This window comes from Bradyrhizobium sp. AUGA SZCCT0176 (assembly GCF_018130145.1).
GTDB lineage: Bacteria > Pseudomonadota > Alphaproteobacteria > Rhizobiales > Xanthobacteraceae > Bradyrhizobium.
This window is the reverse complement of sequence record NZ_JAFCMB010000015.1, coordinates 140,717-153,831: the sequence shown is the minus strand read 5'-3', so window position 1 is coordinate 153,831 and position 13,115 is coordinate 140,717. Positions and strand designations below refer to the sequence as shown.

At 63.3% G+C, this 13,115-nt stretch carries 15 protein-coding genes; 9 read left to right on the top strand and 6 right to left on the bottom strand.

Annotated elements, in window-relative coordinates; genetic code table 11:
* Positions 1 to 618 precede the first annotated feature (618 nt).
* The 4 genes from thrC to JQ600_RS27720 all read left to right on the top strand — a co-directional run bounded on the left by thrC (position 619) and on the right by JQ600_RS27720 (position 4,716).
* Positions 619 to 2,037 carry a threonine synthase gene (gene thrC, locus JQ600_RS27735; RefSeq protein ID WP_212265256.1) on the top strand — a complete coding sequence of 473 codons (1,419 nt, stop codon included), beginning with the start codon at positions 619 to 621 and terminating at the stop codon, positions 2,035 to 2,037.
* Positions 2,034 to 3,323 (top strand): pitrilysin family protein, encoded by a 1,290-nt coding sequence (locus JQ600_RS27730; protein WP_212265255.1) that lies wholly within the window; start codon positions 2,034 to 2,036, stop codon positions 3,321 to 3,323. Before thrC ends, JQ600_RS27730 begins: the two co-directional genes overlap by 4 nt.
* 25 nt (positions 3,324 to 3,348) lie before the next feature.
* Positions 3,349 to 3,936, top strand: coding sequence for a GNAT family N-acetyltransferase (locus JQ600_RS27725; protein ID WP_212386404.1), 588 nt, complete (start codon positions 3,349 to 3,351; stop codon positions 3,934 to 3,936).
* A gap of 129 nt (positions 3,937 to 4,065) precedes the next feature.
* Positions 4,066 to 4,716, top strand: coding sequence for a hypothetical protein (locus JQ600_RS27720; RefSeq protein ID WP_212265254.1), 651 nt, complete (start codon positions 4,066 to 4,068; stop codon positions 4,714 to 4,716).
* Between the two features lie 52 nt (positions 4,717 to 4,768).
* Here the strand turns inward: JQ600_RS27720 and JQ600_RS27715 are convergent, their stop codons facing one another.
* From JQ600_RS27715 to JQ600_RS27695, 5 genes are all read right to left on the bottom strand, one after another.
* On the bottom strand, positions 4,769 to 5,254 hold the full coding sequence (locus JQ600_RS27715; RefSeq protein ID WP_212265253.1) for an ATP F0F1 synthase subunit B: 486 nt from the start codon (positions 5,252 to 5,254) through the stop codon (positions 4,769 to 4,771).
* A gap of 3 nt (positions 5,255 to 5,257) precedes the next feature.
* Entirely contained in the window at positions 5,258 to 5,830 is a 573-nt protein-coding gene (locus JQ600_RS27710; protein ID WP_212386405.1) for a F0F1 ATP synthase subunit B', read from the bottom strand.
* Between the two features lie 57 nt (positions 5,831 to 5,887).
* Positions 5,888 to 6,118, bottom strand: coding sequence for a F0F1 ATP synthase subunit C (locus tag JQ600_RS27705; protein WP_192735362.1), 231 nt, complete (start codon positions 6,116 to 6,118; stop codon positions 5,888 to 5,890).
* Between the two features lie 57 nt (positions 6,119 to 6,175).
* Positions 6,176 to 6,925 carry a F0F1 ATP synthase subunit A gene (locus tag JQ600_RS27700; RefSeq protein WP_192735361.1) on the bottom strand — a complete coding sequence of 250 codons (750 nt, stop codon included), beginning with the start codon at positions 6,923 to 6,925 and terminating at the stop codon, positions 6,176 to 6,178.
* Positions 6,926 to 6,998: 73 nt separating this feature from the next.
* On the bottom strand, positions 6,999 to 7,370 hold the full coding sequence (locus JQ600_RS27695) for an AtpZ/AtpI family protein (protein WP_192735360.1): 372 nt from the start codon (positions 7,368 to 7,370) through the stop codon (positions 6,999 to 7,001).
* A gap of 339 nt (positions 7,371 to 7,709) precedes the next feature.
* Between JQ600_RS27695 and JQ600_RS27690 the strand changes: the two genes are divergently transcribed.
* The 3 genes from JQ600_RS27690 (at position 7,710) to JQ600_RS27680 (ending at position 9,636) form a co-directional block, all read left to right on the top strand.
* Positions 7,710 to 8,345, top strand: a complete 636-nt coding sequence (locus tag JQ600_RS27690; RefSeq protein ID WP_212386406.1) for a 2-hydroxychromene-2-carboxylate isomerase — start codon at positions 7,710 to 7,712, stop codon at positions 8,343 to 8,345.
* A 79-nt stretch (positions 8,346 to 8,424) separates the two neighbouring features.
* Positions 8,425 to 8,985 (top strand): hypothetical protein, encoded by a 561-nt coding sequence (locus JQ600_RS27685; RefSeq protein WP_409363265.1) that lies wholly within the window; start codon positions 8,425 to 8,427, stop codon positions 8,983 to 8,985.
* A gap of 177 nt (positions 8,986 to 9,162) precedes the next feature.
* The gene (locus JQ600_RS27680) at positions 9,163 to 9,636 is read left to right on the top strand and encodes a secondary thiamine-phosphate synthase enzyme YjbQ (protein WP_212386407.1); all 474 of its coding nucleotides are present in this window, start codon (positions 9,163 to 9,165) and stop codon (positions 9,634 to 9,636) included.
* 93 nt (positions 9,637 to 9,729) lie between these two features.
* Here JQ600_RS27680 and JQ600_RS27675 read toward each other — a convergent pair whose 3' ends face one another.
* A complete protein-coding gene (locus JQ600_RS27675) occupies positions 9,730 to 11,373 on the bottom strand; it encodes an MFS transporter (protein WP_212386408.1) in 1,644 nt (547 codons plus the stop codon).
* Between the two features lie 367 nt (positions 11,374 to 11,740).
* On the opposite strand from JQ600_RS27675, the gene JQ600_RS27670 reads away from it, so the two are divergent.
* The gene (locus tag JQ600_RS27670) at positions 11,741 to 12,415 is read left to right on the top strand and encodes a response regulator transcription factor (protein WP_212038440.1); all 675 of its coding nucleotides are present in this window, start codon (positions 11,741 to 11,743) and stop codon (positions 12,413 to 12,415) included.
* A 16-nt stretch (positions 12,416 to 12,431) separates the two neighbouring features.
* Positions 12,432 to 13,106, top strand: coding sequence for an HAD family phosphatase (locus JQ600_RS27665; RefSeq protein WP_212386409.1), 675 nt, complete (start codon positions 12,432 to 12,434; stop codon positions 13,104 to 13,106).
* Positions 13,107 to 13,115: the final 9 nt, after the last annotated feature.

The following is a 13,115-nucleotide window of genomic DNA, read 5'->3' as shown; positions in this document are numbered from 1 at the left end:
GCAGGCGTCAAGCTGTCGGAGAAGCGCAAGCGGGAACGGCAGCGACGGAGTCAACCAAGAACTCGTCTCCGGGGAGATCACGGCATAAGCCGTAAAGCCATTGCGCAGGGAAGGCCGGGTGTTCTCCGCTGCCCTGTATGCTCGTGTGCACTTTGTTTTGTGCAAACCGCACGCGAGACCGCGGGTGCAGCGCGCACCCGGTCTTCCCTGCGCCCTCTCGATGAGAGGGCGGGAAGTTTCTGGCAAAGCTCGGACGCAATGCGCCGCGAGATCGCGAATGCATGTTTTGCGATGCTTATCCACGTCGTCCCGGCCTTGAGCCGGGACCCATACGCCGCGGCCCATCGGTGAGAGCGCTGACGTTAGATACCTTTTGCAAAATAACCGCCGCGGCGTATGGGTCCCGGCGTTCGCCGGGACGACATTTAGCAGAATGCGCGCTTCACCAGAATGTAACCGCCGGATGGCGCAAGCCTCCCCCGCACTCACCTTTTCGCCATTGCGGCATTTCACAAGGAGCGAAAACGCTTTAAGGTGCCGCGCGCTTTGTCGTTGGCGAAGGGTAATAATTCACAGATATCAAAGGGTTAGCGGAAGCTAACGCCTTTGGAGGGCGGTTTGACGCGGTATATTTCGACGCGGGGGGAAGCTCCCACCCTGGGTTTTTGCGATGTGATGCTGACCGGGCTTGCCCGCGACGGCGGTCTCTATGTGCCTGAAACCTGGCCGCAGCTTTCGCCCGAGACCATCGCCGGATTTTTCGGACGGCCCTATTGGGAAGTCGCGGTCGAGGTGATCCGGCCGTTCGCCGGCGGCGAGATCTCCGACGCCGATCTCGGCCGCATGGCCAATGAAGCCTACGCCACGTTCCGCCATCCCGCGGTGGTGCCGTTGCGGCAGACCGGCTCCAGCCAGTTCGTGCTCGAACTTTTCCATGGCCCGACGCTCGCGTTCAAGGACGTCGCGATGCAGTTGATCTCGCGGCTGATGGATCACGTGCTGGCCAAGCGCGCGCAGCGCACCACCATCGTCGTGGCGACCTCGGGCGATACCGGCGGCGCCGCGGTCGACGCCTTTGCCGGTCTCGACAATGTCGATCTGATCGTGCTGTTTCCGCATGGCCGGATTTCCGACGTGCAGCGGCGGATGATGACGACGACGGGCGCGGCCAACGTGCACGCGCTGGCGATCGAAGGCAATTTCGACGACTGCCAGGCGATCGTGAAGGAGATGTTCAATCATCACGGCTTTCGCGATGCGGTCTCGCTGTCGGGTGTCAATTCGATCAACTGGGCGCGGGTGGTTGCGCAGGTGGTTTATTATTTCACATCGGCGGTGGCGCTCGGCGCGCCCGCGCGCACGGTCGATTTCACGGTGCCGACCGGGAATTTCGGCGATATCTTTGCCGGCTACGCCGCCAAGAAAATGGGCCTGCCGATCCGCTGGTTGCGCATCGCCTCGAACATCAACGACATCCTGCCGCGCACGCTGAAGACCGGCATCTACGAGGTGCGCGAGGTCCATGCGTCCGCGTCGCCCTCGATGGATATCCAGGTGTCCTCGAATTTCGAGCGGCTGCTGTTCGAGGCTGGTCAACGCGATGCCGCCAGCGTGCGGCGGCTGATGGGTTCGCTGAAACAGTCCGGGCGCTTCGTGCTGCCGGATGCGACGCTGGCCGCGATCCGCGAGGAGTTCGACGCCGGCCGCGCCGATGAGACCGAAACCGCGGCCACGATCCGCGCCGCCTGGCGCGAGGCCGGCGACCTCGTCGATCCCCATACCGCGGTGGCGCTGGCGGTGGCCGACCGCGACACCTCGGATTCGAAGATCCCCAATATCGTGCTGTCGACCGCGCATCCGGCCAAATTCCCCGATGCGGTCGAGGCGGCCTGCGGCGTGCGACCGCAATTGCCGGCCTGGCTCGACGGCCTGATGACCAAATCTGAACACATCACGGTGATGAAAAACGATTCAGCCGAAGTGGAGCGATTCGTGCGCTCGGTGAGCCGTGCCGCGAAGCAGGGAGTTGCCGGATGAGTGTTGACGTCACCAAGCTAGCATCCGGCCTTACCGTCATTACCGATAGCATGCCCCATCTGGAGACCGCCGCACTTGGCGTGTGGGCCGGCGTCGGCGGTCGCGACGAAAAGCCCGACGAGCACGGCATCTCGCATCTGCTCGAACACATGGCATTCAAAGGCACCACGCGGCGCTCCTCGCGCGAGATCGTGGAAGAGATCGAAGCGGTTGGCGGCGACCTCAATGCGGGGACCTCGACCGAGACCACCGCCTATTATGCACGGGTGCTGAAGGCCGACGTGCCGCTGGCGCTCGACGTGCTCTCCGACATCCTCGCCAATCCGTCCTTCGTGCCAGATGAACTCGAGCGCGAGAAGGGCGTCATCGCCCAGGAAATCGGCGCGGCGCAGGATACGCCCGATGACGTCGTGTTCGAGCATCTCAACGAGCTCTGCTATCCGGACCAGCCGATGGGGCGGTCGCTGCTCGGCACCACCAAGACGCTGAAGAAATTCGATCGCGACATGCTGCGCGGCTATCTGACCAGGCATTATCGCGGGCCCGACATGGTGGTGGCGGCGGCGGGCGCCGTCGATCACAAGCGCGTCGTCGAGGAAGTGACGCAGCGCTTTGCGAGTTTTGAAGCAACGCCGGCGCCGAAACCGCAAGCAGCGATGTTCGGCAAGGGCGGCTCGCGCGTGGTGCATCGCGACCTCGAACAGGCGCATATGACGCTGGCGCTCGAGGGCGTGCCGCAGACCGACCTGTCGCTGTTCTCGCTGCAGGTGTTCACCAACACGCTCGGCGGCGGGATGTCGTCGCGGCTGTTCCAGGAAGTGCGCGAGAAGCGCGGGCTGTGCTACTCGATCTACACCTTCCATGCGCCCTATAGCGACACCGGGTTTTTCGGCCTCTATACCGGCACCGATCCGAACGATGCGCCGGAAATGATGGAAGTGATCGTCGACGTCATCAACGACGCGGTGGAAACCCTGACCGAGGCCGAGATCGCCCGCGCCAAGGCGCAGATGAAGGCGGGGCTCTTGATGGCGCTGGAAAGCTGTTCCTCCCGTGCCGAGCAGCTGGCCCGCCATATGCTCGCTTACGGCCGGCCGCTGACGGCGGAGGAGCTGGTCGCCCGGATCGACGCGGTCAGCGTGGAATCGACCCGCAATGCCGCACGGGGCCTGCTTTCGCGCAGCCGGCCGGCGGTCGTGGCGCTCGGCAGCGGCAGGGGTCTGGACACGGCGGTGACTTTTGCGGAAGGATTGACCAAGGTGAAGGCAAAGACGCTGCTCCACTGAAGGAGAGCGTTCTGGGAGTTAGGGCATGGCCCTGTTTCGGTTGCCATCCAGCGGACCGGCCGCACTCATGCCGCGCGGCCACGGCCTGTTGCTGCGCGCCCCGCAGATGGCGGATTTCCTGCAATGGGCGCAATTGCGCGAATCGAGCCGGGCCTATCTGACGCCGTGGGAGCCGATCTGGCCGTCGGATGACCTCACCCGGGCCGGCTTCCGGCGGCGGCTGCGGCGCTATGCCGAGGATATCGCGGCCGACCGGTCCTATCCGTTCATCATTTTCCGCGAATCTGATGGCACCATGATCGGCGGCATCACGCTGGCCAATGTCCGCCGCGGCATCGTGCAGGCCGGCACCATCGGCTATTGGGTCGGCCAGCCCCATGCCCATCGCGGTTACATGACGACGGCGCTGCGGGTGCTGCTGCCGTCGCTGTTCGGCGAGCTCAATTTGCACCGTATCGAGGCCGCCTGCATTCCCACCAATACGCCCTCGATCCGGGTGCTCGAGAAATGCGGCTTTACCCGCGAGGGGCTGGCGCGGCGCTATCTGTGCATCAACGGCGTCTGGCAGGACCATCTGCTGTTCGGCATGCTGCATGAGGATTTCCGCGGTTAACCCATGATTTCAGGCCTTGCCGGATGCCTCACGCGCCTTCAGGTGGCCTTGGGTTCGCCGCCATTGGCCTGCTATAAGGCCCGCCGGGGGAAGATAACTTCGAGATGACGTGGATACCGGGGACGTCGCATGGGTAATGATCGGTTGTTCAGGGTAGCGCTCGCGGCCACGGTCGTGGCCGGGCTCGGCTGCGGCCTCGCGCAGCCTGCGTCGGCGCAGTCGCTGACCGACCGCTTCAAGGGCCTGTTCGGCGGCAAGTCGGACGAGCCGGCCCCGGCCCCGGGCGCAGCGCCGAAAGCTGAACAGGATATCGGCGACCTCACCTGTCCGGAGGTGAGGGTCAGGGCCGGCGCGTCGACCTATGCCGTGGCCGCGCCCGGCAAGCAGCCGGTCGGCAATGATTTGCGCTTCCAGGCGACCATCGGCAAGACGGCGCGGGAATGCAGCCTCAATGGCGGCGTCATCACCGCGCGGATCGGGATTCAGGGGCGCGTCATTGCAGGTCCTGCCGGCGCGCCGCCGTCGGTGCAGGTTCCGCTTCGCGTCGCGGTGGTGCAGGGCGGGATCAGCGAAAAGACCATCGCTACCAAGGCCTATCAGACCACGGTCACCATGACCGAGACCGGGAGCGAGCCCTTTACGCTGGTGGCCGAAGATCTGGTCTATCCGGTGCCTGCGCCCGGGACCAGCGACAACTACATCTTCTACATCGGCTTCGACCCGCAGGCCCTGAAGCCGGAGCGGCCGGCGCCGCGCAAGAAGGCGGCGCCCACGCAATAAAAAACCGGCGCGAAATGATCGCGCCGGCTTCCGTCTCTTGATTTGAAACCGCTCAGTTCAGCTTGGCGCGAACCTCGGCGATACCCTTGGCCATCAGGTCATCGGCCACCGAGCCCTTCACCGACTGCGACAGGATGGTCGACGCTGCGGCGACTGCGGCATTGGCCGCGGCGGAACGGACGTCGGCGAGCGCCTGTGCTTCGGCGAGGGCGATCTTGCTCTCGGCGGTCTTGGTGCGGCGGGCGACGAAGTCTTCCATCTTGGCCTTGGCTTCGACCGCGATCCGCTCGGCTTCGGCCTTGGCGTTGGAGATGATTTCCTCGGCCTCACGCTCGGCGCTGCTGCGCTTGGTCTTGTATTCCGCGAGCAATGCGGCGGCCTCGTCCTTCAGGCGGCGGGCGTCGTCGAGTTCGGCCTTGATGCGTTCGGCGCGATGGTCGAGCGCCTTGAACACCGTGCGATGGATGCCGAGATAGGCAAACAGCGCCATCAGGATGACGAACGCAATGGCAACCCAGGTTTCTGGCAGGGCGAACATCATCTATCCCTTCAACGAAGCATCGACGGCGCTGTTCACCGCGCCGCCGTCGGGCAGCACGCCGGTCAGCCGCTGCACGATCGCGCCGGCCGCATCCGCGGCAATGCCACGGACGTTGCTCATGGCGGTCTCGCGCGTTGCCGCGATGGTTTTCTCGGCCTGGGCGAGCTTGGCGGAGAGCTGGTCTTCCAGCGTCTTGCGCTCGGCTTCCGAGGCCGCGTTCAGCTTCTCGCGGGTCTCGGCGCCGATGGCCTGGGCGCGGGAGCGCGCCGAAGCCAGGTCGGCTTCATACGCCTTCAGCGCCGCGGCCGACTCGTCCTTCAGCTTCTGCGCTGCGGCCAGATCGCCTTCGATCGCATTCTGACGTGCATCGATCACGCCGCCGACGCGCGGCAGCGCAATGCGCGACACGATCAGGTAAAGCGCGACGAACGCGATGACCAGCGACACCAGCTGCGAAGCGAAGGTGCTCGACTCGAACGGAGGAAATCCTCCGCCGTGATGGCCACCATCGGCTTCGGTGTGGGCGCCGGTCTTCTGGCCCTTGGCGGGGGCGCCCTGACTCTTTTCAGCCACGGGGTACTCCTGTTGCTGTCATGCGCGCCGCCGGAGGGCGGCGCGGGAAGGTGCAGCTCAGAGCGGAACGAACAGCAGCAGCAGCGCGATCAGCAGCGAGAAAATGCCGAGCGCTTCGGTCACGGCGAAGCCGAAGATCAGGTTGCCGAACTGGCCCTGGGCTGCGGAAGGATTGCGCACCGCTGCGGCGAGGTAGTTGCCGAAGATGATGCCCACGCCGACGCCCGCGCCGCCCATGCCGATGCATGCGATGCCCGCGCCGATGAGTTTTGCTGCTGATGCTTCCATTTTCTTGAGCTCCTTAGAGGGATAGACGAAGTTGTGGGTGGGAATTCTCCGGACCGCTTAGTGTCCCGGATGAATGGCGTCGTTGAGGTAGATGCAGGTGAGGATCGCGAACACGTAGGCCTGCAGGAACGCGACCAGCAGTTCCAGCGCGGTCAATGCGACGGTGAGCGCCAGCGGCAGGATGCCGCCGATCCAGCCGACCGCGCCCAGCGAGACGCCGAGCATCGCGACGAAGCCCGCGAACACTTTCAGCGCGATGTGCCCGGCCAGCATGTTGGCGAACAGACGCACGCTGTGCGAAACCGGCCGCAGGAAGAACGACAGGATTTCGATGAACATGACCAGCGGCAGGATGTAGATCGGAACGCCGGAGGGTACGAAAATCTTGAAGAACTTGAGGCCGTTCTTGTAGATGCCGTAGAACAGCACGGTGAAGAACACCAGGAACGCCAGCGCGGCGGTCACGATGATGTGGCTCGAAATCGTGAACGTGTAGGGAATGATGCCGACGAGGTTCGAGACGCAGATGAACATGAACAGCGTGAAGATCAGCGGGAAGAACTTCATGCCTTCCGAGCCGGCAGTGCTGCGAATGGTGCTGGCGACGAACTCGTAGGAGATTTCGGCGACCGACTGGAAACGGCCGGGAACCAGCTGCCGCCCGCCACCCAGCATCAGCACCGCCGTCAGCGCCACCGCGATGAACATGTAGAGCGACGAGTTGGTGAAGGCGATCGTCTGATTGCCGATATGGCCGATCGTGAAGAGGGGCTCGATGTTGAACTGATGAATCGGGTCGATTTTCATCCGCGCGGGCCTTGGTCCGCCGGCCTAGCTTGCCGGCAATCGAATTTCAAATGTCGTGACTTCCCGTCGGCGCTCAGCGTTTGCCCGAGGCTACGCCCGCGTATCTCACCACGTTGACCACGCCGGCGACGAAGCCGAGCAGCAAAAACACGATGAAACCGAACGGCGATGTCGACAACAACCAGTCGAAACCCCAGCCAATCCCTGCCCCGACGGCAACGCCCGCAACCAACTCCGAGGAAAGACGGAAACCAAGCGCCATCGCCGAAGCTCTGGCCGCCCTGTCGCCGCTTTCAGTACCGGGTTGATCAGTCCTGATTTTTCGGCTGTCACGAATTTCGGACAACCGGTGATCGAGACTTCCGAGCCTTGCGGAAAGCGCAGCTTCATCGGACGACGATTGATCGCGATTTCCACCTGCGTTGTCGCTTTTGTCTTCGGCCATGCCCAAGACATTAAACGATGCTGCGGTTGATGGAAATTACGCCCGTCACCCTTAAAAGCCGCGCGGACCATACTTACCGCGTCTAATCAAGTCAAGATTGCGCCGTAACCAGTTAGTGCATTGATTTCACTGAATTTATTTAGAGATATTCCACGACCCTGTGGACCCGTCATCGCAGTGCAGCAGCAAAAGCGTTTTGAAGCGAAGCAGAGGCTGGTTCGCGTCAAGAAAATCCGCTCGAACAAAAGGCCATGGCGCGGCAAGGGGCGATCTTGCGCCGATTCGGCTGACCTGTTGGGATGCCGCTAGCGCCTATCATCAGCCGTTCCCGGAGCCCGCATGCCGCGCCAGGTCGATTACTATTTCTCGTTTCAATCGCCGTGGGCCTATATCGGCCATGGGCCGTTTAGCGATCTCGTAAGTACCTACGATCTCAAGGTAAATCACAAGCCCGTGGTGCTGGTCGATCTGTTCTCGGAAACCGGCGGGTTGCCACTGATGAAACGCCATCCGGTACGGCAGCGCTACCGGATGGTCGAGCTGCAGCGCTGGCGCGACAAGCGCGGCCTGAAATTCCATCTTCAACCCGCGAATTGGCCCTTCAACGCACGGCTCGCCGACGGCGTCGTGATCGCGGCGATCGAGGCCGGGCTCGATCCCGAACGGTTTCTGCGGCGGGGCTTTGCCGGCGTGTGGGAGGATCAGCTCAATCTGGCCGATCCCGCGACGATTGCGCAACTGGCCGACGAATCCGGGCTGCCCGGCAAGCAATTGGTGGAGCGATCCGCCGCCGAGGCGATCAGCACGGCCTATGAGCAGAATCGCCAGGATGCGCTGGCGGCCGACGTGTTCGGCTCGCCGGTCTATGTGCTGGATGGCGAAGTGTTCTGGGGACAGGACCGGATAGAATTGCTGGGAGACGCGTTGAAGTCCGGCCGCGCGGCCTATAGCTCAAAGGTCCAGGGTGTTGCGTGAAGAGGCGTTGCGTGATGCGTCTTTGTGTGCGCCCTGGCGGTTGAGGAAACCGGTACTGTCCTTAAGGCGGAGCAAGCCCATGAGCACAGCGTCGTCCTCCAGAATGTCTCATTGCAGATCGTTTCTCTCCGTTGTTGCCGTGCTGGCGCTGGGTGTTGCCGGCGCCAGCGCCGCGCCTCCGAAGGCAATGCCGGATACCGAGAACGGCCGTTATGCGCTGTCCTCGACGCCGGATGGCGTGCTGCGGCTCGATACCCGAACTGGCGCGATTTCGACCTGCAGCAATTCGGGCGCGGGCTGGGCCTGTTACGCAGTGCCCGACGAGCGTGCGGCGCTGGATACGGAGATCGGCCGGCTGCAGGCCGACAACGAAAAACTCAGGAAGGACCTTGCTTCGCGCGAACCAACCGTTGCCGGCAAGATCGAAGAGCCGATGCCGAAATCCGACTCGCTGAAGAAGAACGAGCCCAAGAACGACCCCAAGAACGACCCAAAGATCGCCGAGGGCGAACGCAAGATCGAAATTCCACTGCCGAGCGATCGCGACATGGATCGCATGATGTCGTTCCTGGAGCGGGCCTGGCGGCGGTTGATCGAGATGGCCAACCGCGTGCAGAAGGACGTCAACGGCAGGATTTGAGCCGTGCTCTTTCCATATGTCGTCCCGGCGTAGGCCGGGACCCATAACCACAGGGCGTTGTTGTTCGAGGAAGTCGTCGACCACTGCCTTTCATCAGCACGGCCGCGGCGTATGGGTCCCCCGATGCGCAATTGCGCATCTGAGCTCAAGGCCGGGACGACGGAGAGATTGGTTCTCATGACATCATCCAAATCGCTGTCCCGCACGCCATCCTCCAGCGTCACCGCGACGAGCGTCGCCTCCTCGCTGCTGACTGTACAAACCCCGGGACCGGGCTTTACCGACCTCACGGCCGAGATCGCAAAATTCGTGCGCGAGGCCGGCGCGCGCGAAGGGGCGGTGACGCTGTTCATCCGTCACACCTCGGCGTCGCTGACGATCCAGGAAAATGCCGACCCGACGGTGCTGGGCGATCTCTTGACGGCGCTGAACCGGGCCGCGCCCGAAAACGCCGGATGGCGCCATGACACCGAAGGTCCTGATGACATGCCCGCGCACATCAAGACCATGCTGACCGCGACCTCGCTGCAGGTCCCGGTGCTGCGCGGCGCGCTGGCGCTCGGAACATGGCAGGGGATCTATCTGATCGAGCATCGGGCGCGGCCGCATCGGCGCGAGATCGTGCTGCAGTTTATCGGCGTCACGGCTTGATTCGCGCCAGCCAAAAGTAAAACCGGCCGCGGATCGCTCCGCGGCCGGTTCGTGTAGTGATCGTCCGCCGGCTTCCCGACGGACGAAACCGGGTTACTTCGTGATGTCGACGTCCTTGGTTTCCGGCAGGAAGAAGAAGCCGACGACCGCGGTGATCGATGCGAAGATGATCGGGTACCAGAGACCTGCGTAGATATCGCCGGTCGAAGCCACGATCGCGAACGAGGTCGCGGGCAACAGACCGCCGAACCAGCCGTTGCCGATGTGGTAGGGCAGCGACATCGAGGTGTAGCGGATCTTGGTCGGGAACAGTTCGACCAGCATCGCCGCGATCGGCCCGTACACCATGGTGACGAAGATCACCAGGATGAACAACAGCCCAATCACCGCCGCGACCCGCGGTTTGAAGATGTCGAACGGGTGCGCCATCTTCACGATCTGGGCGTCGCCGGCCTTCGGATAGCCTGCGCCCTGCACCGCCGCCAGCACCGCCGGGTTCGATGTCTTGGCATCCGTGTAAGCCACGTCCTTGCCGTTGACGACGACCTTCACGCCGGTGCCTTCATAGCGGGTCGTATACTTGACCGACTGCTGGGCGAGATAGGCGCGGGCGGTGTCGCAAGGCGCGGTGAAGACGCGGGTGCCGACCGGGTTGAACAGGTCGCCGCAGGCCTTGGGATCGGCGACCACCTCGACCTTGACCGTCTCGATGGCTTTCTCCAGCGCCGGGTTGGCGTTGGTGGTGATCATCTTGAAGATCGGGAAGAAGGTCAGCGCCGCGATCAGGCAGCCTGCCAGAATGATCGGCTTGCGGCCGATCTTGTCGGACAGCGCACCGAACACGATGAAGAAGCCGGTGCCGAACAGCAACGACCAGGCGATCAGCAGGTTGGCGGTGTAACCGTCGACCTTGAGGATCGATTGCATGAAGAACAGCGCGTAGAACTGGCCCGTGTACCAGACCACGCCCTGGCCCATCACGCCGCCGACCAGCGCGATAATGACGATCTTGGCATTGCTCCAGTTGGCGAAGGCTTCGGTCAGCGGAGCCTTTGAGCTCTTGCCCTCGTCCTTCATCTTCTGGAACACCGGCGATTCGTTCAGGCGAAGCCGGATCCAGACCGAGATGCCGAGCAGCAAGACCGACACCAGGAACGGAATACGCCAACCCCATGCGGCGAAATCAGGCTCGCCCAGCGCGGTACGGGTGAACAGGATCACCAGCAGCGACAGGAACAGGCCGAGCGTTGCCGTGGTCTGGATGAACGAGGTGTAATAGCCGCGTTTGCCCATCGGGGCATGTTCGGCCACGTAGGTCGCCGCTCCGCCATATTCGCCGCCGAGCGCGAGGCCCTGCAGCAGGCGCAACCCGATCAGGATGATCGGCGCTGCAATGCCGATGGTCGCCGCATTGGGCAGGATGCCGACGATGAAGGTCGACAGGCCCATGATCAGGATGGTGACGAGGAAGGTGTATTTGCGGCCGACGATGTCGCCGACCCGGCCGAACACGATGGCGCCGAACGGGCGGACGATGAAGCCCGCGGCGAACGCCAGCAGCGCGAAGATGTCGCGGGTGGCCTGGTTGAACATCGGCTGATTGGTTGCGGGATCAATGACGCCGAAGAATTGCGCGCCGATCACGCTGGCAAGCGAACCGAACAGGTAGAAATCATACCATTCGAAAACCGTGCCGAGTGACGAAGCCAGAATGACGAAACGTTCGTCCTTCGTCATTCCCCCCGTTCGCGTGGATGTTGCAGCCATTGTGGACATCTCGATCGCTCCCCTGAATATCTATTGATGCAAAGTCCGCCCGTCGCCGAACTTGGCCGGATTGAGCTGTGGGCTTCGTCTTACGGTAACATCCCCGTGAAACCTGCCCCAATACGACTTTTGGCCCTTTGCACGGCTGCAACAGTGGCGTCGGGCATCCCGGCACCGTCGATCCTGACCCGGATCGGGTCGGTCAACCCGCACTATTGCGGCGCACAAGCGGTCGGATTAACTGCTTTCAGACGTGATAGGATTGCGCTCTTGCACGTGGCCGCCTGCCGGGAGACAAAGCGATTACGGGCTTACCGCAAGCCGATTGCGAGACATCATGACGACCGTTGCCAGCACCCATCTCGTCATCGCCGATGACCACCCGCTGTTCCGCGACGCCCTGCGGCAAGCGGTTGCGAGTGTCGTCAGCTCGGCCGTGATCAGCGAGGCGGGCTCGTTCGACGACCTCACGGCGCTGCTGGAGCGGGACTCCGACGTCGATCTGATCCTGCTCGATCTGACCATGCCGGGGATCTCCGGCTTCTCCGGCCTGATTTACCTTCGCGCGCAATATCCGGCGATTCCGGTCGTGATCGTCTCCGCCAGCGACGACGCCGGAACCATCCGACGGTCGCTCGATTTCGGCGCCTCCGGTTTCATTCCCAAGCGCTTCGGGGTCGAGACGCTGCGCGACGCCATCATGAAGGTGATGGAAGGCGACGTCTGGGTTCCGCAGGACACCGACCTGTCTTCCGCCGCCGACCCGGACATGACGCGGCTGCGCGACCGGCTGGTGACGCTGACCCCGCAGCAGGTGAGGGTGCTGATGATGCTGTCGGAGGGGCTGCTCAACAAGCAGATCGCCTATGAACTCGGCGTCTCGGAAGCGACCATCAAGGCGCATGTCTCGGCGATCCTGCAGAAGCTCGGCGTCGAAAGCCGTACCCAGGCCGTGATCGCAGCCGCGAAAATCTCCGGCGGCCAGTGGCGCCAGGGTACGCCGACGGCGTAACGGCAAAGCAATCCGAATGCCGCCAGTATCAGGGAAAGCGCTGCTGTTCGACATCGACGGCACGCTGGCCGACACCGATGCGCTTCATCTGGAAGCGTTCAATCGGGTCCTGGGTCCCCGCGGTCACACCTTTGATCACGCGCGCTTCACCAGAGAGCTTCAGGGCTTCTCCAATGCCTCGATCAGCGCGCGGTTTCTGGCCGAGGAACCACCGACGCGCCAGACGGCGATCATCGGCGAGAAGGAGGCAACCTTCCGCAAGCTCGTTGCCGGGAAAGTCCAGCCATTGCCCGGCCTGCTGGCGCTGCTTGCGCGCGCGGATCGCGCTGGCATCCCCATGGTCGCGGTGACCAACGCGCCGCGGCTGAACGCCGAGATGTTGCTCTCCGGACTTGGGATCACGGATCGGTTCAAGGCGCTCGTCATCGGTGATGAACTTGCCCACGGCAAGCCGCATCCCATGCCGTATCTGGAGGGCTTGCGCGCGGTGGGTGCCGCAGCCGCTCTGTCCGTTGCGTTCGAGGATTCTCGTTCCGGCATCCAGTCGGCGTCGGCGGCAGGTATCGCGACGATTGGGATTCGAACGAGCCTTGCTCATGCTGACATGGTCGCGGCAGGCGCCGTCACGACGGCCGCGAACTTCGACGATCCGGAATTGGCTCGGATGGTCGGGGCGACGATGGATTGGTAATGGTTGCTA

What these genes read in the sequence shown, in the direction of transcription:
- JQ600_RS27730 (WP_212265255.1), top strand. Translation starts at nt 2,034, where the DNA reads ATGAGTGTTGACGTCACCAAGCTAGCATCCGGCCTTACCGTCATTACC.
- JQ600_RS27725 (WP_212386404.1), top strand. Translation starts at nt 3,349, where the DNA reads ATGGCCCTGTTTCGGTTGCCATCCAGCGGACCGGCCGCACTCATGCCG.
- JQ600_RS27720 (WP_212265254.1), top strand. Translation starts at nt 4,066, where the DNA reads ATGGGTAATGATCGGTTGTTCAGGGTAGCGCTCGCGGCCACGGTCGTG.
- JQ600_RS27715 (WP_212265253.1), bottom strand. Translation starts at nt 5,254, where the DNA reads ATGTTCGCCCTGCCAGAAACCTGGGTTGCCATTGCGTTCGTCATCCTG.
- JQ600_RS27705 (WP_192735362.1), bottom strand. Translation starts at nt 6,118, where the DNA reads ATGGAAGCATCAGCAGCAAAACTCATCGGCGCGGGCATCGCATGCATC.
- JQ600_RS27700 (WP_192735361.1), bottom strand. Translation starts at nt 6,925, where the DNA reads ATGAAAATCGACCCGATTCATCAGTTCAACATCGAGCCCCTCTTCACG.
- JQ600_RS27695 (WP_192735360.1), bottom strand. Translation starts at nt 7,370, where the DNA reads ATGGCCGAAGACAAAAGCGACAACGCAGGTGGAAATCGCGATCAATCG.
- JQ600_RS27690 (WP_212386406.1), top strand. Translation starts at nt 7,710, where the DNA reads ATGCCGCGCCAGGTCGATTACTATTTCTCGTTTCAATCGCCGTGGGCC.
- JQ600_RS27685 (WP_409363265.1), top strand. Translation starts at nt 8,425, where the DNA reads ATGAGCACAGCGTCGTCCTCCAGAATGTCTCATTGCAGATCGTTTCTC.
- JQ600_RS27680 (WP_212386407.1), top strand. Translation starts at nt 9,163, where the DNA reads ATGACATCATCCAAATCGCTGTCCCGCACGCCATCCTCCAGCGTCACC.
- JQ600_RS27675 (WP_212386408.1), bottom strand. Translation starts at nt 11,373, where the DNA reads ATGACGAAGGACGAACGTTTCGTCATTCTGGCTTCGTCACTCGGCACG.
- JQ600_RS27670 (WP_212038440.1), top strand. Translation starts at nt 11,741, where the DNA reads ATGACGACCGTTGCCAGCACCCATCTCGTCATCGCCGATGACCACCCG.
- JQ600_RS27665 (WP_212386409.1), top strand. Translation starts at nt 12,432, where the DNA reads ATGCCGCCAGTATCAGGGAAAGCGCTGCTGTTCGACATCGACGGCACG.